General features: G+C 59.9%; 19 protein-coding genes and 2 pseudogenes. 9 read left to right on the top strand and 12 right to left on the bottom strand.

Annotated features, from left to right (window positions below; translation table 11 throughout):
* Positions 1 to 80: 80 nt before the first annotated feature.
* Complete coding sequence (locus MRY17_RS13190; protein ID WP_191953543.1) at positions 81 to 668, bottom strand: flavin reductase family protein; 588 nt, start codon at positions 666 to 668, stop codon at positions 81 to 83.
* Positions 669 to 831: 163 nt separating this feature from the next.
* Complete coding sequence (locus MRY17_RS13185; protein ID WP_181283298.1) at positions 832 to 1,215, bottom strand: nuclear transport factor 2 family protein; 384 nt, start codon at positions 1,213 to 1,215, stop codon at positions 832 to 834.
* 145 nt (positions 1,216 to 1,360) lie between these two features.
* On the opposite strand from MRY17_RS13185, the pseudogene MRY17_RS13180 reads away from it, so the two are divergent.
* The 4 genes and pseudogenes from MRY17_RS13180 to MRY17_RS13165 all read left to right on the top strand — a co-directional run bounded on the left by MRY17_RS13180 (position 1,361) and on the right by MRY17_RS13165 (position 4,544).
* Positions 1,361 to 2,261: pseudogene (locus MRY17_RS13180) on the top strand (alpha/beta fold hydrolase).
* A 124-nt stretch (positions 2,262 to 2,385) separates the two neighbouring features.
* Positions 2,386 to 2,961, top strand: a complete 576-nt coding sequence (locus MRY17_RS13175) for a TetR/AcrR family transcriptional regulator (protein ID WP_181283296.1) — start codon at positions 2,386 to 2,388, stop codon at positions 2,959 to 2,961.
* 161 nt (positions 2,962 to 3,122) lie between these two features.
* Positions 3,123 to 3,677: an OsmC family protein gene (locus MRY17_RS13170; protein WP_243352215.1), complete on the top strand. Its 555-nt coding sequence runs from the start codon at positions 3,123 to 3,125 to the stop codon at positions 3,675 to 3,677.
* A gap of 93 nt (positions 3,678 to 3,770) precedes the next feature.
* Entirely contained in the window at positions 3,771 to 4,544 is a 774-nt protein-coding gene (locus tag MRY17_RS13165; protein WP_243352214.1) for an SDR family NAD(P)-dependent oxidoreductase, read from the top strand.
* Between the two features lie 222 nt (positions 4,545 to 4,766).
* Here MRY17_RS13165 and MRY17_RS26480 read toward each other — a convergent pair.
* The 9 genes and pseudogenes from MRY17_RS26480 to MRY17_RS13120 form a co-directional block, all read right to left on the bottom strand.
* Positions 4,767 to 4,850 (bottom strand): annotated as a pseudogene (locus MRY17_RS26480) (glutathione-regulated potassium-efflux system oxidoreductase KefF); the annotation flags it as partial.
* 6 nt (positions 4,851 to 4,856) lie between these two features.
* On the bottom strand, positions 4,857 to 5,963 hold the full coding sequence (locus MRY17_RS13155; RefSeq protein WP_181283293.1) for an alkene reductase: 1,107 nt from the start codon (positions 5,961 to 5,963) through the stop codon (positions 4,857 to 4,859).
* Between the two features lie 34 nt (positions 5,964 to 5,997).
* Entirely contained in the window at positions 5,998 to 6,330 is a 333-nt protein-coding gene (locus MRY17_RS13150; protein ID WP_243352212.1) for a carboxymuconolactone decarboxylase family protein, read from the bottom strand.
* 253 nt (positions 6,331 to 6,583) lie between these two features.
* Positions 6,584 to 8,167 carry a rhamnogalacturonan lyase B N-terminal domain-containing protein gene (locus MRY17_RS13145; RefSeq protein WP_243352210.1) on the bottom strand — a complete coding sequence of 528 codons (1,584 nt, stop codon included), beginning with the start codon at positions 8,165 to 8,167 and terminating at the stop codon, positions 6,584 to 6,586.
* Complete coding sequence (locus MRY17_RS13140; protein WP_243353937.1) at positions 8,167 to 9,381, bottom strand: pectate lyase; 1,215 nt, start codon at positions 9,379 to 9,381, stop codon at positions 8,167 to 8,169. The genes MRY17_RS13145 and MRY17_RS13140 overlap by 1 nt, the downstream gene beginning before the upstream one ends.
* 283 nt (positions 9,382 to 9,664) lie before the next feature.
* Complete coding sequence (locus tag MRY17_RS13135) at positions 9,665 to 10,174, bottom strand: response regulator (RefSeq protein WP_124358528.1); 510 nt, start codon at positions 10,172 to 10,174, stop codon at positions 9,665 to 9,667.
* Positions 10,171 to 12,489: an ATP-binding protein gene (locus MRY17_RS13130; protein WP_243352209.1), complete on the bottom strand. Its 2,319-nt coding sequence runs from the start codon at positions 12,487 to 12,489 to the stop codon at positions 10,171 to 10,173. The genes MRY17_RS13135 and MRY17_RS13130 overlap by 4 nt, the downstream gene beginning before the upstream one ends.
* Positions 12,486 to 13,139 (bottom strand): response regulator, encoded by a 654-nt coding sequence (locus MRY17_RS13125; protein ID WP_243352207.1) that lies wholly within the window; start codon positions 13,137 to 13,139, stop codon positions 12,486 to 12,488. Before MRY17_RS13125 ends, MRY17_RS13130 begins: the two co-directional genes overlap by 4 nt.
* Complete coding sequence (locus MRY17_RS13120) at positions 13,136 to 14,320, bottom strand: sensor histidine kinase (protein WP_243352206.1); 1,185 nt, start codon at positions 14,318 to 14,320, stop codon at positions 13,136 to 13,138. The genes MRY17_RS13125 and MRY17_RS13120 overlap by 4 nt, the downstream gene beginning before the upstream one ends.
* 167 nt (positions 14,321 to 14,487) lie before the next feature.
* On the opposite strand from MRY17_RS13120, the gene MRY17_RS13115 reads away from it, so the two are divergent.
* Positions 14,488 to 15,006: an SgcJ/EcaC family oxidoreductase gene (locus MRY17_RS13115; RefSeq protein WP_124432644.1), complete on the top strand. Its 519-nt coding sequence runs from the start codon at positions 14,488 to 14,490 to the stop codon at positions 15,004 to 15,006.
* Positions 15,007 to 15,199: 193 nt separating this feature from the next.
* On the opposite strand, the gene MRY17_RS13110 is transcribed toward MRY17_RS13115, so the two are convergent.
* Positions 15,200 to 16,114 (bottom strand): LysR family transcriptional regulator, encoded by a 915-nt coding sequence (locus tag MRY17_RS13110; protein ID WP_057722488.1) that lies wholly within the window; start codon positions 16,112 to 16,114, stop codon positions 15,200 to 15,202.
* A gap of 268 nt (positions 16,115 to 16,382) precedes the next feature.
* Here MRY17_RS13110 and MRY17_RS13105 point away from each other — a divergent pair, with 268 nt between their 5' ends.
* From MRY17_RS13105 to pgm, 4 genes are all read left to right on the top strand, one after another.
* Positions 16,383 to 17,405 carry a zinc-dependent alcohol dehydrogenase family protein gene (locus tag MRY17_RS13105; protein ID WP_181283288.1) on the top strand — a complete coding sequence of 341 codons (1,023 nt, stop codon included), beginning with the start codon at positions 16,383 to 16,385 and terminating at the stop codon, positions 17,403 to 17,405.
* A gap of 701 nt (positions 17,406 to 18,106) precedes the next feature.
* Positions 18,107 to 19,531: a hypothetical protein gene (locus MRY17_RS13100; RefSeq protein WP_243352205.1), complete on the top strand. Its 1,425-nt coding sequence runs from the start codon at positions 18,107 to 18,109 to the stop codon at positions 19,529 to 19,531.
* Positions 19,532 to 19,567: 36 nt separating this feature from the next.
* Positions 19,568 to 20,971 (top strand): PLP-dependent aminotransferase family protein, encoded by a 1,404-nt coding sequence (locus tag MRY17_RS13095; protein ID WP_181283286.1) that lies wholly within the window; start codon positions 19,568 to 19,570, stop codon positions 20,969 to 20,971.
* A gap of 106 nt (positions 20,972 to 21,077) precedes the next feature.
* Entirely contained in the window at positions 21,078 to 22,721 is a 1,644-nt protein-coding gene (gene pgm, locus MRY17_RS13090; RefSeq protein WP_243352203.1) for a phosphoglucomutase (alpha-D-glucose-1,6-bisphosphate-dependent), read from the top strand.
* Positions 22,722 to 22,830 lie beyond the last annotated feature (109 nt).

Genomic DNA, 22,830 nt, shown 5'->3' with positions numbered 1-22,830 from the left:
TTGAAATCACCCGGCCTACGCATGGGTGCAACACCCTCGGCCAAGCGCGTCGTGATCATCGTGCAGTCGATGGCGAACGCTCAGGCGTCTTGCTGTGTGACGGCGTCCAGCGCTTCGCCGATCGCGTAGAAGTGGCCACCTGCGATGTAGTGCAGGCTCCTCAAGTCCGGGTGGGCGCGCTCAAAGTGCCAATGCCCATCGCTGAATACGCGTGTATCGGCCCAGGCGCCGACAACCTCGCCGATAAACAGGTCATAGGTCGTCTGGTTGTGCGGTTCGGGCAGCAGCTTGCACGCAAGCCAAGCCGAGCAGCCCGCCACGAACGGCAGGTCATGGCCGCTGATGCTGAACAGCTCGGCGCCGGCGTCAGCCAGCTTGCGGGGGGCTTCCTTCAGGCTGACGCTGCCGACGTCATGGGTCAGTTGCAGCTGGGCCACGGTCGGCACCTGAATCACGAACAGGCCGCTGCGCTCTACGAGCTCGCGGGTGTTGGTGATCTTGTCCAGCACCACGGTGACTTTGGGCGGTGAAAAGTCCAATGCACAGGCCCACGCGGCGGCCATCACATTTCGGGTCCCGACATGTTGAGCGGACACCAACACGGTCGGGCCGTGGTTGATCAGTCGATAGGCTTTTTCAAGCGGCACTTCGGCAATGTGGTCGTGCATCGCAACTCCAGAAGAAATGAATCCCCGCGCCCATTGCTGGGGGCGGGGCAGGGCGGGTTTATGCCATGGTAGCTGGGTTCAGGTAAAGCTGGAGGTTCTCAAGCCGGCCGACAATGAACGATTCCAGGTCGAGGTCCGTTGGTGCGCCTGCCAAGCGGATGGGTCAAGGAGCAACGTGGGTGTGGTAGATCTTGCTGATGACTGTCCACTTTCCGTCAACCTTGAGCAGGTTGAAGAAATCGGTAAAGCAGAAGCCGGAAATGTCATTGGTATCGATACGTGCACTGGCAGCGGTACCTACAATATCGACGTTGACGATGGCACCTTTGGCTTGCGGCGAAGGACGAAAGGCAGTGTCGATAATGTCGAACAGACCCTGGATGGGGCCTCCGGTCAGCTTGCCTTCGCCGTCTACACCAAAGATGGTGGCCTGCTCGCTGAAGGCAGGTTTCATCAGGCTGCTTTTGGCTTGCTTGCCACCTTCGTTGTAGTGGTTCAGCACCGCGACGATGGCGTTGTAGTCTTCTACGTAGGTTGGATGACTCATAGGGGTTACTCCTGGTTTGATCGAGGTTGAATAACGGGAAAGCTATTAAATAGCGATCGCTACGTATTTATCTGTATTCTATAGCGGTCACTACATTTAGTGTCAAGGCATTTGCCGTCAGTGCACGCTATGTGGGGTGGAAATCATGAAAACTGTTAAAACCGGTGTTCTGGAAATCGCTTATCTGGAGATCGGACCGGCAGACGGACCTCCCATCGTGTTGCTCCACGGCTTCCCCTATGACGCACATGCCTACGATGATGTCGCCAACATCCTTGCCTCAGCCGGAAAGCGGTGTCTCACACCCTTTCTTCGTGGTTATGGCCAAACCAGGTTCCTGGACAAGCAGACAATGCGCTCTGGAGAACAGGCGGCAATAGGGCGCCGACCTGTTGGCGTTTCTCGACGCGCTGAAGATCGAAAAAGCGCTGCTCGCGGGGTATGACTGGGGCGGAAGGGGAGCTTGTATTGTCGCCGCGCTATGGCCCGAACGGGTCAGCGGTTTGATCAGCTGCGGTGGCTACAGCATTCAAAATATCGCTCAAGCGCATAAGCCCGATTCACCCGAAGCTGAGCACCTGCTCTGGTACCAGTACTACCTGCACGGTAGCCGTGGTCGCGCTGGATTGATCTCGAACAGAGAGGCGTTCTGCCATTTGCTCTGGCGCATGTGGTCGCCAACCTGGGGATTTTCCCAGGAGACCTTTGATACGACCGCCGCAGCGTTTGAAAACGACGACTTTGTTGAGGTGGTAATACATTCGTATCGTCATCGTTTCGGATTGGTTGAAGGCGATCCAGCCTATCGGAACATAGAGGCGCGGCTTGCTGCGCAACCAAAGATCGCTGTGCCTTCGTTGGTTCTGGAGGGCGGCGCTGATGCGGTCGATCCACCTGCCAGGGACGATCCATTTGCTCGTCATTTTATCGGCCCGTATCGCCGGGAGATCCTCAAGGGCGTTGGCCATAACGTGCCTCAAGAGGCTCCGGAAAAATTTGCCGATGGGATTCTGAGTCTGTTGCGAAATCAACGAGGGAAGTGTTGAACGCTGAGGGGGAGTTGAATGACGATCACATTGCTTAGTATGCGTTCTGCATGAGGCTCGCACACTGTCAACTCACGGATGACTGATTTATGATGGCCGATTGATAAAATCTGGATGCGGCATCATGAGTACACGTTCCGACCTTCTGAGCAGCGCTGAAATTCTGCTGCGTACCAAGGGCTATGCAGCCTTCAGCTACGCTGACCTTGCCGCTGACATTGGTATCAAGAAGGCGAGTATTCATCACCACTTCCCAACCAAGGAAGGCCTTGCGATTGCCATCGTCGAGAGCTACCTGTTCCGGTTCAAGAAACAGCTGGAGCAGATCAATGACGAGAACACGGATGTCGTTGCACGCCTGAACGCATTCGTCCTGATGTTTGCACAGAGCAGTCAAAATGGCTTGCTGCCGTTGTGCGGCGCGCTGGCAGCCGAATTGATGGCCCTGCCGGAAAGCCTGCAGGAGCTGACGCGGCACTTTTTCGAGATACATCTTGAGTGGCTTCAGGCCAATATCGCGCTGGGGCAGTCGAATGGGGCGCTCAAGGCGCAGTTGGACGTCAACAAGGTCGCCAGGCTGATCCTGAATACGCTGGAAGGCGGCAGCTTTGTGGCGTGGGCGATGAGCGATCAGTACGAGCAATCGTCCGGATTTGATTTCATTCTGGAGGCAATGTGCACACTGCCTAAACCCCACTGACAAATTAATGCGTTAAAAACCTCGACTATTCGAGGTTTTTTTTGGTTTAAAAAACGGCGAGGGCAGGAGAAGTGTTAAAGCCGTTGAATGGCATCCTACTAGTTGGTAGGCTTGTTTGATCCCGAGCCAAATGCCCGGTCTATCCGAGGAGGAATGTACATATGAGCACTAACTTGAACGGTATTGATGTTGCCGCACTCCAGCAGTTTGCCCAAGGCGTTGCCGAGGATGCGACCAAGCGTCACGCCAGTTTTAATGTCAAAACCCAATGGAAGGGGCAGACCCGTTCCGTCGCGAAGGTCAATCGCTACAGCCTGGCCGGCGAAACCTACTCGCGCAACTTTGAAATAGTTGCCGACGAGCCAAACGAACTGTTGGGTCAGAACAGTGCGCCCAACCCGCAAGAGCTGCTGATGGCTGCGCTGAACGCGTGCATGTCGGTCGGTTATGCCGCCAACGCCGCGATGATGGGCATCAAGATCCACAGCCTTGAAATTGAAACTGACGGCACCCTCGACCTGCGTGGTTTCCTCGGTATCGACGAAAGCGTCAACCCTGGCTACGACGAAGTCAGCGTAGTGGTTCGCCTGCACACCGATGCCTCCCGTGAGCATGTTGAAGAGCTGCATAGGGTCGTGCTGAAGACCTCGGTGAACTACGCCAACTTCTCGAAAGCCATTCGTATGGTGCCGACTCTGGAAGTGCGTGAGGGCTGATTCGCCCGTCAACTAAATCACACCTTGTGTGCACCAGACGGCCAGTAATTGCGCTGGTGCCGCCTCACGAAACATAGAAGTCCGGAGTCTGTAATGAACGATTACTTTAAAGGCAAAAAATTGTTGGTCGTAGGCGGTACCAGCGGTATGGGCCTGGAAACGGCCCGCATGGTACTGAAGGCGGGCGGTAGTGTCGTGCTTACCGGCAGCAAGCAAGACAAGGCCGATGCGGTGCGTAACGAACTGAGCATACTGGGTAACGTGTCGGTGATCGTGGCCAACCTGATGACCGAAGAGGGCATGCACAGCGTTCTCCAGGACATTAATGCCAACCACAGCGATATCAGTCTGATGGTCAACTCAGCAGGGATCTTTGTTCCCAAGCCGTTCACCGAGCATGGTGCGGCCGAATATGACATGTACATGTCCCTCAACCGTTCGACGTTTTTCATCACCCAGGCCGTGGTCAAGAACATGCTCGCCGCCAAGCGTGAAGGTTCGGTTGTCAATGTCGGTTCCATCGGCGCTCAGGCTGCGCTGGCCGGCTCGCCGGCCTCTGCCTACTCCATGGCCAAAGCCGGTTTGCATGCGCTGACACGTAACTTGGCAATTGAATTGGCGCATTCAGGTATTCGTGTCAATGCGGTTTCCCCTGGCATTGTGCACACCCCGATTTACGAGGGGTTCATGGACAAGGACGCGATCCCGGAAGCCATGAAATCGCTTAACGCCTTCCACCCGCTGGGACGTGTTGGGGTGCCGGAAGATGTGGCCAACACGATCCTGTTTTTGTTGTCGGACAAAACCTCTTGGGTGACCGGCGCTATCTGGGACGTGGATGCCGGTGTCATGGCCGTGCGCGCCTGAAAACTGTCGCCGGCGCTCAGCCTGAGGCGGCCGTTTCTCGAGGCGCTTAACAAGATGCAGATGTATGGCATTCGCGCCGTACCGTCCCTGGCGGTGTTTCACCAGGGACGGTTGCTACGCGCCATGCCTGGCTCACGTTCAGTCGCCGCCCTGAAAAAGCCGTGCTGGCGGAGCTGGTTGAGGCTCGCTGATCGAATCTAATCTGCCCGGCGTGCTCGCGTAGCTGTACCAGTAAAGAGGGGGCTGCAGCACCAGCAGTTGTGCCTGTTCTACGGCCTTTTGTTCAGCCTCGACATCAATGTTGAAGTGAGATCAGGCCTGAGTTGCAGTGTGTTCCGGATAATCCGTATAGCCTTTGGCACCGATAACGCCATAGAACGTGGAGGGATCTGGTTTGGCCAGCGGCCAGCCGTTCTTCATTCGCGCCACTAGATCCGGGTTGGAAATGAAGGCGGTGCCGAAAGCGATCAGGTCGAGTTCACCCTTTTCCAGTTCCTGTTCGGCCAGGTCCTGGGTAAAACCGCCTGCGCCGATCAGGGGGCCACGGTAGGCCTCGCGGAATGCCGCGCCGAAGCCTTCAGGCGTGCCGGCTGCAGAAATGGTGGTCTGGTAGTTAAGGTGCACATACGCCAGACCGCGGTTGTTCAACGCCGATGCCACGCTCATCCAGGCCTCAGCCTCGCCGTCAAAAGCTTCCATGTCATAAATTCGACCGAAGGGCGAAACCCGCACGCCGACTTTCCTTGCGCCTATCTCGGCGGCCAGGGCATCGACGGTTTCCAGCAACAGGCGCTCGCGATTTGCGATGGAACCACCGTATTGGTCGGTACGCGTATTCAGTTTGCTGCTCAGGAACTGATCGAACAGGAACGCATTGGCCGCCATCACCTCGACGCCATCGAAGCCGGCATCCATCGCCCTGCGTGCAGATGCGACAAAATCCTGGATAACGCGCTGGACTTCATCGGTTGTCAGGGCGCGCGGTGGACTTGGCAGCACCGGGCCTTCTTTGCCAGGTTCGACCCAGGCGTAAACCATGGTTGTGGTAGCGGGAACGGTGCCCGACGAAACGGGCGCCGCGTTGCCCGGTTGGAGCGATACGTGTGACAGACGGCCTACGTGCCACAGTTGGGCGAAGATCTTGCCGCCTTCAGCGTGCACCGCATCCGTGACTTTGCGCCAGCCTGCGGTTTGCTCATCGGTGTAAAGACCTGGGGTATACAGATAGCCACGGGCTTCTTCCGACACCGGCAGGCCTTCAGTGATGATCAAACCGGCCGAAGCACGCTGGGCGTAATAAAGCACGGTCAAATCGCCGGGAATGTTTTCCGGAGTGCGCGTGCGGGTCATTGGCGCCATCACCACACGGTTGGCCAATGTCAGGCCGGATAAGTCGTAAGGAGCAAACAGCTTATTCATGAGTTCTCTCGAGGTCGAAGGGGTGAGCGCAGGCTTATGACTTGTCGAACGCATCCAGCACGTGCGTGCTGTAGACCAGTGCGGCACCGGCGTTCATGTTGATCGCCACACCCAGTGCTTCAGCGACTTCTTCGCTGGTCACGCCGACTTTCTTCGCCTCGGCGGCAGGGAAGGCAATGCAGCCGTCGCAGCGTGTGGTCACTGCGACGGCAAGAGAAATAAGCTCTCGGGTTTTGGCATCCAGATGATTGGTCTTGGCCCCGGCGCTACCGAGTGCCGCCATGCCTTTCATGGTTTCAGGGGTGAGTGCATTGAGTTCCATCAGGCGAGCGTTGATGTCTTTGCGAGTTTGCTTCCAGTCTTGCATGGTGCTTCTCACTGTGTGCGTTGGATTTAACTTTAAACAATGCTACCGACTAGTTGGTAGGCGTGCAATTGTGTTTCGTTGATATCAACTATCAATGAGATTTTTAACGTGAGTTAATGCCGCAGAGCATCAGCGATGCCGATCGGCAGCACCGTCAAAAACAGGGGTGATATTTCCCAGGACACTCTGCCATTCGCCATCGATCATTTCGTCCGGCTTGGACAGGCAGGGTAAGCGGATCGACTGTGGCTGTTCACGGCTGCACCCACTGCACGCTGTCAAACACAAAACCAGGGCTCAGAAAGCCCGTTCCGGTTTTGCCCGACGCCACGCCGATTTCCAGCGTATTGACTCCTGCATGCAGCGCGGCGGCCGGAATACTGACGTCGAACACGCTGTTGTTGCCGCGATAAGTGCCTCGGGTAATACCGCGACTGTCGGGCTGGTTCGAGGCCGCAGGCACAGGCGCTTTCCAGTGCTGATTGACGCTCACCGCCGGGCGCCCGCCGGCCTGGGCCAGTGAAATAAACAGGCGCAACCGGTAATCCCTGACCGCGTTGGCGGCCAACACGAATTGGATGCGGGTCGGGCTGTTGACGTCGCGCCATTGCGCGGCGGGGAAGGCGTCGACAGGGCTGCTGCCAACGCTGTAGATGACCGGGGCCCATGGTGCCATGCGTGAATCGCTGGGGTGTGCGGATGCCAGCAGGTGTGCATTGAGAAAACCTGCCGGCGTGCCATCGGGCATACCGATTTGCCATTTCACCTGGCCGGCCGGCGGCTGTGCCTGCAGGTTCGTTTGCGTGGTAGTGCCGGCGCTCACCTGGGCGGTGGTCTGCGCGATTTCCAGCTCGTTCTGGTACAGGGTGACTCGGTAGCGTCCGGGTTTCACCCCGGTCACGACGTAGCGCCCGCTGCCATCGGCGCGTGCCCAATACTCGGCGTTGGCATTACTCAAACCCACCACTGCGGGCAGCGCACCGGCCACACCGGATATGTGTCCGGCCAGGGTGCCGCGCCCGGCGCTGTCCACGAAGCCCGCAAGGCCCAGGCGATTGTCGATAAAACCCAGGTTGGTCAAGGTTGGATCAGGCGCATCACCGTCGGTAAACAGCAGCCCATAGATCCCGTGCAAGCCGCCGCGATAGGGCTCGGTCTGGGTGTGGTTTGAGTACATGTAGTTGTACAGCTCATGGGTGACCGGGGTTTTCTGGGTGGCAATATCCTTGAAAAACGCGCCGCCCGCGCTGAGCTCGCGATTGCCCATCAGCATATACACCGCGACACCCGGGCCTTTCACACCGTGCAATGGGTCGTCGATCATCGGTTGCGCCGAATAGAATTTGGAACTGGTGCGTCCATCCGGTAGCAGGAACACGTCCTTGCCTTCGATTGCCGTGCCGACATTGGAATCGGTGCCATGCGCAGCCTTGGGCAGCTTGCCGACGTTGAGCCGCGCCACGAAGCGCAGCTCGCCCACAGGCAGCAAGGTGGGCGCATAGGTCGCCATGTAAATGGCCGCGCGGCCTTTTTTTGCCAGATAGTAGTGGATCAAATCACCCGCCCGCGCGCTGATGACGATCACATCACCCACTGTATGCGCCTCGACCTGCGCGCTGCCCAAGCCGGATGCGACCTGCGAGGCCTTGGGTTCGGTGGTCTGCAATTCACTGCCGCGATAACGCAGGGAGACCAGATCGCCATTGCGGGTGTCCACGCTGAACAGCAACTGTGCATCGGTGTCGACGACGATGCGGGAGTCGGTGCGCGTGAAGCCGAAACCGGCGAAGGCAGGCGTCGCCAGTGAGCAGAGCATTAGCAGCAGGACACGTCGCATCAGTGGTTTCCAGGGGTGAGGTGGCCCGCCCCGGCATCGCGCAGCACGCCAATTCGCGCAATGTCGGCTGGCTGCGGTGCAACAAGGTATTGACGGTAGGCCTGGAACGCCTCCAGCACAGAAGCATCCCGGGGACGATAATCATCGCCACTCAGGCGCTGCCGGTTGGCGACACAGGGCCTGCCCAGCGCAGCCTGGCAGGCCTCGTCGGGCGACGGTGGGAGGGGCGTGAAGAGGGCATACGCGCTGCCCGGTTGCTGGGTATCGTTGAACAGCGGATGGGACACGTCTTCGAAGTCATTGCCTTCCACCAGTAGATAGGAGCTGGCGGTACGCGACATGACCGCGCCCTGGTACGTCAGATGGGCGAACACGTTATTGACCAGTTGCGCGTGCACTTCGGCATTGCCCATGCCGCCGGAATGAGGCGCGCGCCCGGACGTGTCATGCACATAGTTGTTGAGCAGGGTCAGGGTGTCGTGATGCCCCAGAAACAGCCATACCCAGTAATGATGACCATCGCAGGTTGCGGAGTAGGGCGTGCGGCCGTCGAATTCGTTGCTGGAGATCGTTACATGAGTCGCGCTGCCCCAACCGGTCACGATCATCTGCCGACCGATACGCGCAAAGGTGTTGTGGTCGATCCACACGCCATCGGCATCGTCCAGCGTGAGTGCATCGCCGCCCCAGACCACACGGGGATTGATGTCCGACAGGACCAGGTTGCGCACGATGACATTGTGCGCGCCGCTGCCGATAAACAACCCCATGCCCTGGATGCCAGCATGGGGGCCCACGCCCAGCAGGGTCTTGTTCGAACCGATCTTCAAACGCTGCAAGCCTGCCTTGTCATAAGTCACCGTGGCTGGCGGTTTCGACTGGCAAAAATGATTGGCGCCGTCGATTGCCCATTGCCCACCGCCGTGGGGGCAGGCGTTGGCCATGCAACCGGCTTCCGTGACTTGGGCGCTGCCATCGGATACAACCGAACCGCGAAAATCAAATGTATGGTCCAGGGCGATGACACGCGGTGTGTCATCGGTGCAGTTGCCGCGGGTGTCGAAGCGTGCACACAACGCCTTTTTCAGTTCGGCCGGCGTGGCGGGGTGCACGGCCGCAAGCGGGCCACCTCCGGTCACGTCTTTGGCAAAACCCTCGGCACGGCTTGCCGCCAGAGACGGCTGCGTGACCAGCACAGCGGTCGATAGCACCAAGGCTGATAGAAACGGCTGAATCGGCAAGGTCAATGGCGTATTCCTGAGGGTTCAAGGCAGGCTCGCCATGATCTGAACAGGCGCGGGTATTTATCAAACGGTTTAAGTCCGATAAGCATTGCCTTCAGCTTAGGTTCAGCCGCGCGCTGTCAGCCGGCCGTTTTTAAGCGGTTTTCGTTCGTCCCAACCCTGCCTCGCAATCCGGGTGCCTGTTATCTTGCGTGCGGCGCCTGATGGGCCTGCTTGGCGAGCCGCCGCAACGCGACATCAAGCGAATCCGCGTCTAGCAGCGTCGGATAGCGGTGGGCGCCGTCGCCGCGTGAGTGGGCCCGATGCCGTCCTTTGAGCCGCGCCGTTGCAACAACTCAATCTGATCTGCCGGCACCAGCGTGCGCAAGGTTTTATAAAGCACGCGGGTTTCCAGCAGGTTCCACACCCGCAGCATGGTTTCCAGCGCATCCAGGGGCTTGCTGATGAAATCCCTGGCGCCGAGCGCCAGGGCGCGCAGGCGGGTGTCGCGGGTGGCATCGGCGGTCAGCACGAGGATCGGCAGGTATTCGCCGTTGGGGATGCGCCGGTTAAGTTGTTCCAGCACGGCAAAGCCATCGAGCTCGGGCATGTGCAGGTCAAGAATCACCAAGTCCGGTTCGAAACTGTTGAACAGCTCAAGCGTGCGCAATGGCTCAGTGCTGCTCAGTACGTTGCTCAGCCCTTCGCGCGCCAGCAATTGCTCCACCAGATCGAGATTCGGGCGTTGGTCGTCGATGATCAGAATGCGCTGGTCGAGATTCACGTGGGCTCCGGAAAGTACTGGTCGAGATGGGCAAGAAACGCGGGGATGTTAATCGGCTTATTCAATATCGCCGTTGCACCGGCGTCGTGCAGGGCCTGGCGGGTGAGGTCGCTGGTATCGGCGGTGATCATCAGCACCGGGGTGTGCCGGGTGATCGCAGATCGGCGCAAGCGCTGCAGCACGGTGAGGCCGTCAATGTCCGGCAGTGACACGTCCAGCAAAATCAACCGCGGCGCATGCTGCGCGGCCAGGTCCAGGCCCAGTTGACCTTGCATGCTGGACAGCAGCTTTATTCCCGGCCTGCGGTGCAACAAGGTTTCGATCAGCGCCAGGCTGGAGAGATTGTCTTCGATATACACCACCTTGCCCTGGAGCGCCGGGGCAGGGCGCACCGGCGTGGTATCGATCACGGCTGCGGCCAGGTCGCTGGACGTCTGTACGCGCACGAAGGGCAGTTCCAGGGTGAAGCGTGAGCCGATGTCGTGTTGGCTGTGCACGCTCAGTCCGCCATTCATCTTTTCCAGCAGGCTTTTGCTCAGTGCCAGGCCCAGGCCGCTACCTTCGACGTTCGGGTCGGCCCCCAGGCGCTCGAACGGCTTGAACAGTTGCCCGATGTGATTGGCCGCGATGCCCTTGCCGGTATCGCAGACGGACACGCCGATGCGTTGCCCCTCGATCTTGACTTCAATGCTCACCTGGCCCTCAGGCCGGTTGTACTTAATGGCATTGGACAGCAGGTTCAGCAGCACCTGGGTCAGGCGCTGTCGATCGGCAACGATGCCGATATCCGCCGCCAGCGTGGGCAGCGCCTGCAACTGGATGCCCGCATCGGCGGCCATGGGTGACACCAGCGCCAGGGCTTCTTGCAGCGTGCCCGCCAAAGGGATCGGTTCGATGTTCAACGGCAAGCGTCCCGCCTCGATCTTGGCAATGTCCAACACTTCATTGATCAGCGTCAGCAGGTGTTGGCCTGCGCGCAGGATGTGACCGACTTGCGCTTTTTGCCCTGCCGCCGAATCCAGGTCCAGCAGTTGCGCAAAGCCCAGGATCGAGTTGAGTGGGGTGCGCAGTTCGTGGCTCATGCGTGAGAGAAACTCGCTCTTGGCCCGGCTGGCACGTTCGGCTTCTTCGCGGGCGGTGCCCAGCGCAATCTCCGCCGCGCGACGGTCGGTGATGTCGCGTGTGATCTTCGAGAAACCGCGCAAGGCTCCGGTCGCATCGAACTGCGCCGTGATCACCACGCTGGCCCAGAAGCGTGTGCCGTCCTGGCGCAGGCGCCAGCCTTCTTCCATGTAATGCCCCTTGCGGGTGGCTTCATCCAGCGCCATGGCCGGGTGTTGCGGGCATTCCTGTGGCAGGTAGAACAGCGAAAAATGCTGACCGATGATTTCCTGTTCGGTGTAGCCCTTGATCCGCTCCGCACCGGCGTTCCAGCTGGTGACATAGCCCGCAATATCGAGGGCAAAGATCCCGTAGTCCTTGACCCCATCGATGATCAGCCGCAAGCGCTCTTCATTCTCGCGCAACGCACGCTCGCGCTCGGCCAGCAGCAAGCCGGCCTCCACCAACCGCGTACCCAATTGGCCGATCTCGTCGTTTTCCGGCGGCTGCGGCCGCAGCGGTTGCCCCAGTGCCAGGCGTTGCGCGTTGCCTTGTACTTGCTGCACCCGGGCGACAATGCCCTTGGACAGAAACAGCACCGCGACGATTGCGCCAAACAGCCCGCAGATGGCCGCCAGCCAAGTGGACAGCAGCAGCCGCTGGCGCGTCTCGGCCGCGGCCGTCGTGCGCTCAGCCAGCAAAGAGTCCTCAAGGGTGAGCATGGTGCCGATATGTTGACGCAAGGCATCCAGGATGTGTTTGTTGCTGACGAGAATGCTGGTAATCGACCCAGGGCTTGTCGTCGGCTCGTTGAGCATGTCCTCCAGCCCATCGATTTTGCTGTTGATCAGCGGCGTGATCGACGCGAGTTGCTCGCGCACCCGTTGATCGCGAACATCGCCGTCGAGTCGACGCAGAGCGGACTCAATCTGCGGCTTGGCGTTGAGGTAGCCCGGCAGGAAATCATCGCGGCGAGTCAGCAGGTAGCCGCGCACGCTGGCGGCGGCTTCGGCCAGCAGGGTGTGCACGGCGCGGATATCGCCTTGCACCCGCAGCACGCGGCGAACGTCCTCTTCAGCGCGGGCTGTCTGACGCTCGGTGATGTAGATCAGCACCAACGACAACAACAGCACCACCAGCGGCAGTGAAATCACCACTAGCGCCTTGCCGCGCAGGGGCAAGTCGGCCCATCGCCTGGCGTAGAATACCCTCATGGCTGGGTTACCAGGCCCAGCGCGATACCCCGCACGGCGGCCTGGGTGCGATCGGCTGCACCGAGTTTGCCGATCACCCGTTCGACGTGGGCTTTAGCGGTGCCGGTGGTAATCCCCAGGTGTTCACCGATTTTCCGGTTGCTCATCCCGTTCGCGACCAGCCCCAGCACCTGACGCTCCCGTGGAGTCAGGTTTTCCGTTGCCGTCACGCCATTGGCGTTGCGCTCGGTCATGCGTCGCAGCAGGCGAGCGCTCACCGCACTGTTGAGCGCTTCTTCACCAGCGGCGACCCGTTGCAAGGCATCGATCACCTCGTTACGGCTGGCGTCCTTGAGCAGGTAGCCCACCGCGCCGGCATTCATCGCGGCTTCCAGATGGTCGGGGCTGTCATCCATGGTGAAAATTACTACCTTGATGGCCGGCAGGCGCTGTTGCAGCAGGCGGGCGGCGCCGAGACCATTGAGCACCGGCATACGAATATCGAGAATAACAATGTCAGGCAGTAATTGTTCGCACAGCTCCACCGCTTGCTGGCCATCACGGGCCTGGCCGACCACTTCGAACTGCGGATGGCCGGCCAGCAACGCGACGAAGCCCGTACGCGTGACTTCATGATCATCCGCCAGCACCAGACGTAATACGGCATTCATTGCAATGTTCCGTTCAGATAGGCCGGTACGCGGGCGTGCAGTTGGGTGCCGCAGTGGGTCGCGCTGACGCAATTGAGCTGGCCACCCAGCAGGCTGGCGCGTTCGTGCATGGTGGCGAGGCCCAGGTGCTGGGCGTCCTCGTTGTCGAGTTGCTGGCCTGGGGTAAAGCCTTTGCCGTTGTCGTTTACCTGCAGTGACGCCTGGTCCTCGCGCAACTCCAACGCCAGTTGCACATGGCTGGCCTGCGCATGTTTGAGGACATTGTTGATGGCTTCCTGGCCGATCCTGAACAAGGCAATTTCCACCTGGCTGGGCAAGCGCCCCTCGTAGGCGGTGACCCATTGCACGCTGACAGCGGCTTCGCGCAGGCGGTCGGCCTCTTTGTCGAGCGCCTTGAACAAGCCGAAATCATCCAGCACCGTCGGGCGCAGGCCGGCGATCAGTTGCCGGCCTTCACCTACCGAGTGTTGGGCCAGTGTCAGAATCGCCTGCAGGTCCGCGTTCAGTGTGCCCGGCAGCGCTGGGCAACGGCCGGCGAACCCTTGCAAGCGCTGATGCAAACCGGCGAGGGTTTGCGCCAGGCCGTCGTGCAGGTCGTAAGCCACCCGTTTGCGCTCGTCTTCCTGGGCGCGCAGCAGTCGGTTGACCAGGTCGGACAGCGTCCTGTCCCGCGTTTTGAGGGTGGTCAGCAATCGTTCGTTTTGCAGGTGCGCGGCCAGCAGCGTGGCGAGCAGTTGCAGGGATTCACTGTCTTCATGGTCTGGCGCGCGCAGGCTGACCCTGTTGCCCAGTATCAGTACGCCAAAGGCATCACCATCGCCGCCGCGCAGCGGCACTTGCAACACGCTGGGCAGGGCGCTTCCCGGCAGCTCCAGCCAGCACGGTGTGCGTAAGCGGCGATCGGCAACGGCGCTGAGGCTGCTCAATCGATGCTGGCTGCCATGGCGTGCCGTGACAGTGACGCATCCCTCGGCATCCCACTCCTGAATCAGCCCGTGGTCCATTGCAAGGAACGCGCATGCCCGCGCCAACACGCGTTCGCGCATGGCATCAGGCGCCAGTTGCGGCAATGCCTGCCCCGTATCCACCAGCAACCGCAAACGCGCGGTGCGACTTTCCGATTGTCGATAATGCGCGCGGATCGCCAGGGCACTACCGGGATCGTGTGGCGTGTTTTGCATGCTTGGGCTCCGGTGTCACAGGCTCGCGGGCGCGAGGCGGACTATTAAACCTTGTTGAGCGGGCGGGGCGCCATCTGCCAAATGGCATAGTTAAATAACTCCGGTTGGCCGATGGCGGGCGGGCAGGCGATTGGCAAAGTGTGCTCATCCACAACAGGAGCATCCCAATGAACTTCAAAACCGTGTCGATCGCCGTGCTGTTCGCCTTGAGCGCCCCCTTCGTGCAGGCTGCCGAGACGTCACCCTATGTCTACCGCGAAGTGGTCCAGGCGCCTGCCAATGCGAAAGATCGTGAGATTGCCGGGTTGTTTGACCGTTGGAACAGTGCCTTGCAGACCGGTAACGTCAAGACAGTGGTCGACCTGTATGCGCCGGGCGCGGTGTTGCAGCCGACGGTGTCCAACCAGGTGCGTGTCACGCCGGAGCAGATCACGGACTACTTCGACCACTTCCTGATGCTCAAGCCGGTAGGCCAGATCAACTACCGTGAGATCCGCCAGCTGGGTACTAACGTGGCGATGGACAGCGGGGTCTACACCTTCACCCTGACCGAGGCGAACGGCAAGATCCGCCACGTGCAGGCACGCTATACCTTCGTCTACGAGCAGGTTGGCGATCAATGGAAAATCCTCAACCACCACTCCTCGGCGATGCCTGAAGTGCAGGTGAAACACGCCAAACAGTAACCGCCGATTCAAACAGTCCACGCCCCAGCGGGTGTGGACTTTTTTGCGTTTGCGCCACGTCAGATCGGGCAAGCAATCGCGTCGAGCGTTTTACCTGTCTCTGACCGCCTTGTGGGCCGAACGGTAGACAGTCTCTGCGGGCAGGAGCTGGGAAAGGCAGAATTGATCAAATAAACAGCCTGTCTTACGACGCCTAAAGACTCTCAGGGTCGCCAAAAAACATCTGAATCCGCGACCTCAACCACCGCTCCCCCGGATCATTATCCTGCGACCCGCGCCAGGCCATGTGCAGTTCGAACGACCGCACCGGCAGCGGCGGGTCTTCGGCGCGCAGGCCACCGGCCGAGGTCAGGGCGTCGGCCGCGTAATCGGGCACGGTGGCGAGGATGTCTGTGCCTGCCAGTAACGTCCCCAGGCCGTTGAACTGTGGAACGGCGAGAACTACGTGGCGTTTGCGCCCGAGTTTTTCCAGTTCTTCATCGATAAACCCGCTCAGGTCGCCGGCGAACGACACCAAGGCATGCGGCCTGGCACAGAAGTCGTCCAGGCTCAATGAGCCGGGCACGCTGTCGGCGCGCAGCAGTTTGGGCAGGCTGCGGCGCAGCACCTTGCGCTTGGCGTTGGCCGGCAGGTCGGCGGTGTAGCTGACGCCGATGGAAATCTCGCCAGAAGCGAGCAGGCCGGGCATCAGGATGTAGTTGACGCGACGCACCACCAGCACGATGCCGGGTGCTTCGGCGCGCAGGCGTTTGAGCAGTTGCGGCAGCAGGGCGAATTCCACGTCGTCGGACAGGCCGATGCGGAAGACGGCGGTGCTGGTGGCCGGGTCGAACTCGGCGGCGCGGCTGACGGCGGTGGAGATCGAGTCCAGCGCCGGGGAGAGCAGGGCGAAGATTTCCACAGCGCGGGCCGTCGGCTCCATGCTGCGCCCGGTGCGTACGAACAATGGGTCGTCAAACAGCCCGCGCAGGCGTGACAGGGCTGCGCTGATGGCCGGCTGGCCGAGAAACAGCTTCTCGGCGGCGCGGGTCACACTGCGCTCATGCATCAAGGTTTCGAATACGATCAAGAGGTTAAGGTCGACACGACGCAGGTCGTTACGGTTCATCTTGTGTCCTGGAAGAGTCAGCGAACTTGACGAGAGCGGCCATATCAAGAACCTCCAAGGTTCCACTCTGAAGCATGACCGGCATGAATCTTACGGGGAAAGGCTGGTACTCTGCACCGGATAATTGAGTTTTCCTACGTTAGCTGAGGTCTATTCCTCACATGCGAATCAATGACAGGCATGTCGACTATTAATGGCGACCGGTGGCCTTACCCGTAAAGCCCAGATAGAGTTCATGGCATTAGAGGTTACTTTGACGAGGTTTGCGATGTCCCGCACGATTCGTTTTCACAAGTTTGGTCCGGCCGAGGTGCTCAAATGCGAAGAGCATGCAGCCGCGCAGCCCGCACCGGGCGAAGTGCAGGTGCGTGTCGACGCGATTGGTATCAGCTGGTACGACATTCTGTGGCGCCAGAACCTGGCGTCGTCCCATGCACGTCTGCCGTCTGGCCTTGGTCATGAAATGGCGGGTGTGGTGGTCGCCTTGGGCGACGGCGTGGACGACTTGGCGGTGGGCGACAAGGTCGCCAGTTTTCCAGCCGAAAGCCCCAACGATTACCCGGTGTATGGCGAGCAGATCGTGCTGCCGCGTTCGGCTTTGACCCGTTATCCGGATGTCTTGAGCCCCATCGAGGCCAGCGTGCACTACACGCCGCTGCTGATTGCCTATTTTGCCTACATGGATCTGGCGCGGGTCAAACCCGGGCAGTTCGCCCTGGTGACCGATGCCAGCCACTGCTCCGGGCCTTCGTTTGTGCAGTTGGGCAAAGCCCTGGGTGTACGAGTGATTGCCGCGACCAAGGACAGCGCCGAGCGCGAGTATCTGCTGTCCCTTGGTGCGGAAAAAGTGATCGTCACCGAAGAGCAGGACCTGCTCATGCAGATCAACAAAATCACCGGTGATCGTGGCGTCGATGTGGTGTTCGACGGCCTCGGCGGGCCACAGATGTCGCTGCTCGGTGATGTGCTGGCGCCACGTGGCAGTCTTGTGTTGTACGGTCTGCAGGGTGGTAACCAGACACCATTCCCCGCGTGTGCGGCGTTCCAGAAGAATATTCAGTTCTTCGTGCATTGCATCGGCAACTTCACCGGTAAGCCGGAACTGGGCATCATTCAGGACCAGGTAGCACTGCAACGTGCCTTGCGTGATATCAACCAGTTGACTGCCGACCGGGTACTGGTGCCGCTGAAAACCACGGTGTTTCCGTTCAGCCAGTTTGTCGAAGCCCATCGCTACATGGATGAATGCCCATGCCGCGAACGGGTCGCGTTGCAGGTCGAAGCTGTTTGAGCTGTAGGAGTATTCGCAAATGAATACTCCAGTGTCTGCGCGCATAGGGCAGATGCGCCATTTGTCAGGGCTTAACCCGCGCCAGGGTTGAGCCACTCCGGCGGCGATACGCCCCGCAAACAATACCTTTGGCCCTTACGCCGCCCTGAAATCCAGCGCGGCGCTGCCGTGTGGGCGCTACAGAAGTTCGCGCTGCGGATCATCTGAACTGCTTTCCTGCGTTGTTCTGTATCTATTAATCATTATGTGAGTGCCGATAATTGTGGCCTCACGGTTATCTCAAGGATTGAGCAATGATTAGCTATTGGACATTACTGTCTCGCAACAGCGAACTAACCAGGCGATACCCTGGCTGTCGAAAACACACTGCAAACATTCACTCTTGTTGCAAGAAGCAGGATTAAGTGGGCAATTTAATATTGTCAGATGTTTCGCTAGTTTTTTAGCCACATTGCTGTAGGAGGCTGTAGGCGCGTTCCTAGGGAGCTCGACGCGACCACACACCGCCCTGAGGTAGACGGCCTGAGCATGGGTTGGGTTGCATGTCGCTCAGGTGCCTGCTCCGGTGATTTTGTTGCCAGGTGCTAATGTTTAATTATTCTTGTGTCGCGCAGCGAAAGGCAAACCTACAGATGTAATGGGTCAAGCAACGACATCAAAAAGTTGCTTGAAGCTGATATTTCAACTCAGGTAGTAGAACAATGAGCGCAATTCACGATCAAGCCATGAACTATGTATATCACCAAGTTCTGCAACGTTTGATGGGGCACTTCACTCGCGCCGAACGGACTGCACTTCAATTGTTGATCCAGCGAATAGTGGTGGCTGCGGGCGGTATGGAACAAGTAGGTCACTACAAAGTAATGATCGCTCACGGCGGCGGCGAGGTCAGCAGTTATACCCTGGCGTTGCTGCGGGCGGCCCAGTTGAGCATCGCAGGCCGTGCGCCCAAGACCTTCCACCTGCGGGTAGCGACGCTGCGGCATGCAGGTATGACCCAGGCAACGCTGGACAGCCTGAATGACGGCTACAGCGCACTGTTTTTCCACGATGATTCACGCGTGGAACTGTTGATGGTGGAAAACCACGAGGTGCAACCTTTCCATCATCAACGGCCTGCCTCCAGCGCCGGTCGTGGGGCCAGCCAACGCAATATGCTGATGATCGGGCACCTGACCTCCGGCGATGTACGCGCAACGCTGTGCAACGATACCTACCTGGCCCTGGGGGATTTCTACCAGCGTGTCAGCACCTGGAACGGCGGCGTGCACGCCCTGGTCAGCGGTGATGCGCCGCGCAAGCAAAGCCAGTACCTGGCCTGGCTCAAGCGCGCAGCCCTGGGTGCAGGCGTCACTGTGCCACCGCGCCGCCCGGCGACGCTCAATATCCTGTTCTCACGCATGCAGGAATGGAGCACCGGTTGCTACCGTGACCTCTACGGGGAGCACTATGTGGAAGCCGAAGGCCTGGGCAGTGGCGGGCATCGCCACCTGGCCTATATCGGGGTTGCCGATCTGCTCGATGAGGTTGACGTTGGCTCGGCACCGCTGCTCACCGAGTTCCTGGCCCACAAGCCGGACCCGTTCGACTTTCACTTCAGTCATCCCGATTATCCCAACCCCTTGCTCATGGCCCATCTGCATGGGCTGCAGGCCCAGTGTCTGCGGGAGCTGTCCTACAAGGAAGGCGTCCAGGCATTTGTGCGCCAGGCTAGGGATGCAATGGTGCGCCGGCATATCCCGGGCAGCTTGATCGACGAGATGGGCAGCCACGATGGGCGCGTGTTGTCGACCACCTGCGCAAAGGGTTTCTTTGGCCTGGACGAGGCCCAACTGACGTGCCTGTTGTTTTCGCCCTTCATCCATCATGGCGAACGCTTGGAAGGTTACCTGCGTCAATGTCACCCTGGCATGCTGGTTGGGCTTCCCGAATTGCATAAAGCGCTGCAGGGCAAGCCCGCTGCGGACATGCTTGAGCAATGGCTGGTTGATACCAGTGGTTTGTCATTGCCTCTGCTCCAGCACCTGTACCGCAAGCGGCCGCACCAGGCAGGCCGTGGCATTCAGGCGCGCAAACGGCGCGGGGCAAGGGCGCATGCGCAGATTGCGCAACTGTCGGGGCGCTAGCAGCGTGCCGGTGCATGCAACCCCGGGTGGACATTCATGAAGCTGCGAGGCGAGCGGCAAGCGGATTTTGCCTATCAGGCGGTCTATCGCTACATGATCAACCTGATCCATGAAGTGAGCCTTGAAACGCCGGTAAAGCTGCCTTCCCTGCGGCAACTGTCGACCCGTTTGAAGGTGTCAATCTCAACGATTCAATATGCTTACTCGATATTGGAGAAGGAGGGGCGGATCTACTCCGTGGCCAAGTCCGGTTACTTCGCCTGGCCGGTGGCTGCCAACGCCCAGATGCCGACCAGTGCGGACTTGCTCGAGCGCTTGTACGCCGCGGCGCGGCGACCGGCCATGGTGGTGCTCAGTGGCGATGAACCGGCGCTGCTCGGTTCGCTGGACGGGGCATTGCTGACGCTGGAGCGCCAATTGATCCGCCGCTATCCGCACCATCTGCAAACCCGCTCGCAGCCCTGCGGGGTCTGGGAGCTGCGTGCGGCGCTGGCGGCACGCTATACCGCGTCGCCCACGCACTGCTGGCAGGCCGATGAGGTGTATGTCGGGGCCGACCTGCGCGGTGTTCTGGAGATTCTGATTGATGCCCTGGGCCTCAAGGGCACCGCAGTGGTGGTCGAGTCACCCTGCGATTACCTGGTTCTGCGCCTGTTACAGGGCGCCGGCGTGCAGGTTATCGAAATACCCTGGGGCGCCGATGGCCGTTTCGATCTGACCACCTTTGAACACCTGCTGCGCCACGAGCCGGTGCATCTGGTGCTGCTGTCGTCGGGGGTGAGCATGCCTTCAGGCAACGTGATGTCGCTACAGGAGCGTTTGCAGGTGGCGCACCTGCTGGATCGATCCGGGTGCTGGCTGCTGGAGAATGACACCTTTGGCGAACTGAGCTTCCTGCCGTCCCCAACCGCTTTGCGACACCTGGTCAACCCCGAGCGACTGGTGGTGTTTTCGTCACTCGAAAAGATCCTCGGTCCGGAAGCACCCTTTGGCTTTGTGCTGTCGCGGCAATTGAGCTGCGAATTGCAGCGCCAGTTTCTGTTGCGCGCCTTCCGCTTGTCGTCGATCCGTCAGCGGGCCATTGCACGCCTGTACGACAGCGGGCGATTTGACGAGCATTTGCAGGCATTACGCCAACGGCTGCACGAACAAGCCCAGGCCATGAGCCATCGTCTGGATACGCGTCTGGAGGGGCGGGTGAGTTACCGAATGCCCGTCGCCGGCGCCAGTTTCTGGTTGCAGTCGACGGCGAGGGTGGATATGCATCAGGTGTTCCAGCGCATGCTGACGCAGCAGGTGGTGATCGCCCCCGGCGAGCTGTTCAGCCTCAGCGGCCTGCACCACCAGCACATGCGCCTGAGTCATGCGTTCAGCGGTCATCCGAATCTGGATATTGCCTTGGATACATTGGCCGGGGCGCTGCAGCAGACACAGGTTTGATGTGTATGAAATTTCTGTATCGGTTATGGGATCGATACCGTCGCGCAGTAGTCCAAGTCCCCGTAAACTGTCATTTTTCCGAATACTCATTTTCCGAGGTTTATGCATGACTATCAGTCCTTTTGCGGGCAAGCCGGCACCAGCCCAGTTGCTGGTGGATATCCCGCGACTGGTCACGGCCTATTACACCGGCCAGCCTGATGCAGCGATCTCCACCCAGCGCGTGGCGTTTGGTACCTCCGGGCACCGTGGCAATTCGTTCGAGCTGAGCTTCAACGAATGGCATGTGCTCGCGATCAGCCAGGCTATCTGCCTGTACCGCGAGGCCCAGGGCATTGACGGCCCGCTGTTCGTCGGCCTTGATACCCACGCACTGTCGACGCCGGCCGGCGCCAGTGCGTTGGAAGTACTCGCTGCCAACGGCGTGCACGTCATGCTTGCCGAAGGCGACGAATACACGCCGACGCCGGCGATTTCCCACGCCATCATCTGCTACAACCGTGGCCGCACCCGCGGCCTGGCCGACGGTATCGTGATCACGCCGTCCCACAACCCGCCGCAAAGTGGCGGCTACAAGTACAACCCGCCTAACGGTGGCCCGGCCGATACCCATGTCACCAAGTGGATCGAAGCCAAGGCCAACGAACTGCTGGCCAACAAGCTCGCCGGGGTCAAGCGCATCACTCACGCCCAGGCGCTCAAGGCCGATACCACCCACCGCCATGATTACCTCAACAGCTACGTGGCCGACCTGGTCAATGTGATCGACATGGATGCCATCCGCAGCGCCGATTTGCGCCTGGGCGTCGATCCGCTGGGTGGAGCAGGGGTGCGCTACTGGTCGGCGATTGCCGAACACTACCGGCTGAACCTGGAAGTGGTGAACACCGAAGTCGACGCAACCTTCCGCTTCATGAGCGTCGACTGGGACGGCCAGATCCGCATGGACCCGTCGTCGAGCTACGCCATGCAAGGCCTGATCGGCCTCAAGGAGCGCTTCGATGTGGCGTTTGCCTGCGACCCTGACCACGACCGTCATGGCATCGTCACCCCGTCCGGCGAGCTGTTGGCACCGAACAACTACCTGGCGGTGTCCATCGATTACCTGTTCCAGAATCGCCCCGAGTGGCGCGCCGATGCGGCCGTGGGCAAAACCGTGGTCAGCAGCGGCCTGATCGATCGTGTGGCCGCGCGTATCGGTCGTCGTTTGTACGAAGTGCCGGTGGGCTTCAAGTGGTTTGCCGACGGCTTGTTTGCAGGTTCGCTGGGCTTTGGTGGCGAAGAAAGCGCAGGCGCCTCGTTCCTGCGCAAGGACGGCACCGTCTGGAGTACCGACAAGGACGGCCTGATCCCGGCCCTGCTCGCCGCCGAAATGACCTCGCGCAAGGGCCAGGACCCCAGTCAACTCTATCGCGGCCTGACCGACGCCCTCGGCGAGCCGTTCGCCATCCGCGTCGATGCCAAGGCCACGCCGGCGCAAAAAGCCCTGTTGGGTAAACTGGCGCCGGAGCAGGTCACGTCCACGCAACTGGCCGGGGAAAGCATCCAGCAGGTCCTCAGCCATGCGCCCGGCAACAACCAGGCCATCGGCGGCTTGAAAGTCATGACCGAAAACGGCTGGTTCGCCGCACGTCCATCGGGCACCGAGGATATCTACAAGATCTACGCCGAGAGCTTCATCGGCGAAGATCACCTCAAGCAGCTGGTGCAAGAAGCCCAGGTGCTGGTAGACGGCGCGATCTCCGAGTAACTGACACCCCGGAGATCAAAATGTGGGAGCAACTGTCTTAATGGATTCAATTCAGAAGTCATTTTTCATAGACAGCAAAACTCCCACAGCCTTAAGTCGTGCCATGTTG

The organism is Pseudomonas orientalis, from assembly GCF_022807995.1.
Classification (GTDB): domain Bacteria; phylum Pseudomonadota; class Gammaproteobacteria; order Pseudomonadales; family Pseudomonadaceae; genus Aquipseudomonas; species Aquipseudomonas orientalis_B.
The sequence above is the reverse complement of the archived record's forward strand: the minus strand, read 5'-3'. Positions and strand labels throughout refer to the sequence as shown.

Excerpts from the sequence above, each read along its gene's own strand:
- MRY17_RS13190 (WP_191953543.1), bottom strand. The coding sequence starts at position 668 with ATGCACGACCACATTGCCGAAGTGCCGCTTGAAAAAGCCTATCGACTG.
- MRY17_RS13185 (WP_181283298.1), bottom strand. The coding sequence starts at position 1,215 with ATGAGTCATCCAACCTACGTAGAAGACTACAACGCCATCGTCGCGGTG.
- MRY17_RS13175 (WP_181283296.1), top strand. The coding sequence starts at position 2,386 with ATGAGTACACGTTCCGACCTTCTGAGCAGCGCTGAAATTCTGCTGCGT.
- MRY17_RS13170 (WP_243352215.1), top strand. The coding sequence starts at position 3,123 with ATGAGCACTAACTTGAACGGTATTGATGTTGCCGCACTCCAGCAGTTT.
- MRY17_RS13165 (WP_243352214.1), top strand. The coding sequence starts at position 3,771 with ATGAACGATTACTTTAAAGGCAAAAAATTGTTGGTCGTAGGCGGTACC.
- MRY17_RS13155 (WP_181283293.1), bottom strand. The coding sequence starts at position 5,963 with ATGAATAAGCTGTTTGCTCCTTACGACTTATCCGGCCTGACATTGGCC.
- MRY17_RS13150 (WP_243352212.1), bottom strand. The coding sequence starts at position 6,330 with ATGCAAGACTGGAAGCAAACTCGCAAAGACATCAACGCTCGCCTGATG.
- MRY17_RS13145 (WP_243352210.1), bottom strand. The coding sequence starts at position 8,167 with ATGCGACGTGTCCTGCTGCTAATGCTCTGCTCACTGGCGACGCCTGCC.
- MRY17_RS13130 (WP_243352209.1), bottom strand. The coding sequence starts at position 12,489 with ATGAGGGTATTCTACGCCAGGCGATGGGCCGACTTGCCCCTGCGCGGC.
- MRY17_RS13125 (WP_243352207.1), bottom strand. The coding sequence starts at position 13,139 with ATGAATGCCGTATTACGTCTGGTGCTGGCGGATGATCATGAAGTCACG.
- MRY17_RS13120 (WP_243352206.1), bottom strand. The coding sequence starts at position 14,320 with ATGCAAAACACGCCACACGATCCCGGTAGTGCCCTGGCGATCCGCGCG.
- MRY17_RS13115 (WP_124432644.1), top strand. The coding sequence starts at position 14,488 with ATGAACTTCAAAACCGTGTCGATCGCCGTGCTGTTCGCCTTGAGCGCC.
- MRY17_RS13110 (WP_057722488.1), bottom strand. The coding sequence starts at position 16,114 with ATGAACCGTAACGACCTGCGTCGTGTCGACCTTAACCTCTTGATCGTA.
- MRY17_RS13105 (WP_181283288.1), top strand. The coding sequence starts at position 16,383 with ATGTCCCGCACGATTCGTTTTCACAAGTTTGGTCCGGCCGAGGTGCTC.
- MRY17_RS13100 (WP_243352205.1), top strand. The coding sequence starts at position 18,107 with ATGAGCGCAATTCACGATCAAGCCATGAACTATGTATATCACCAAGTT.
- MRY17_RS13095 (WP_181283286.1), top strand. The coding sequence starts at position 19,568 with ATGAAGCTGCGAGGCGAGCGGCAAGCGGATTTTGCCTATCAGGCGGTC.
- pgm (WP_243352203.1), top strand. The coding sequence starts at position 21,078 with ATGACTATCAGTCCTTTTGCGGGCAAGCCGGCACCAGCCCAGTTGCTG.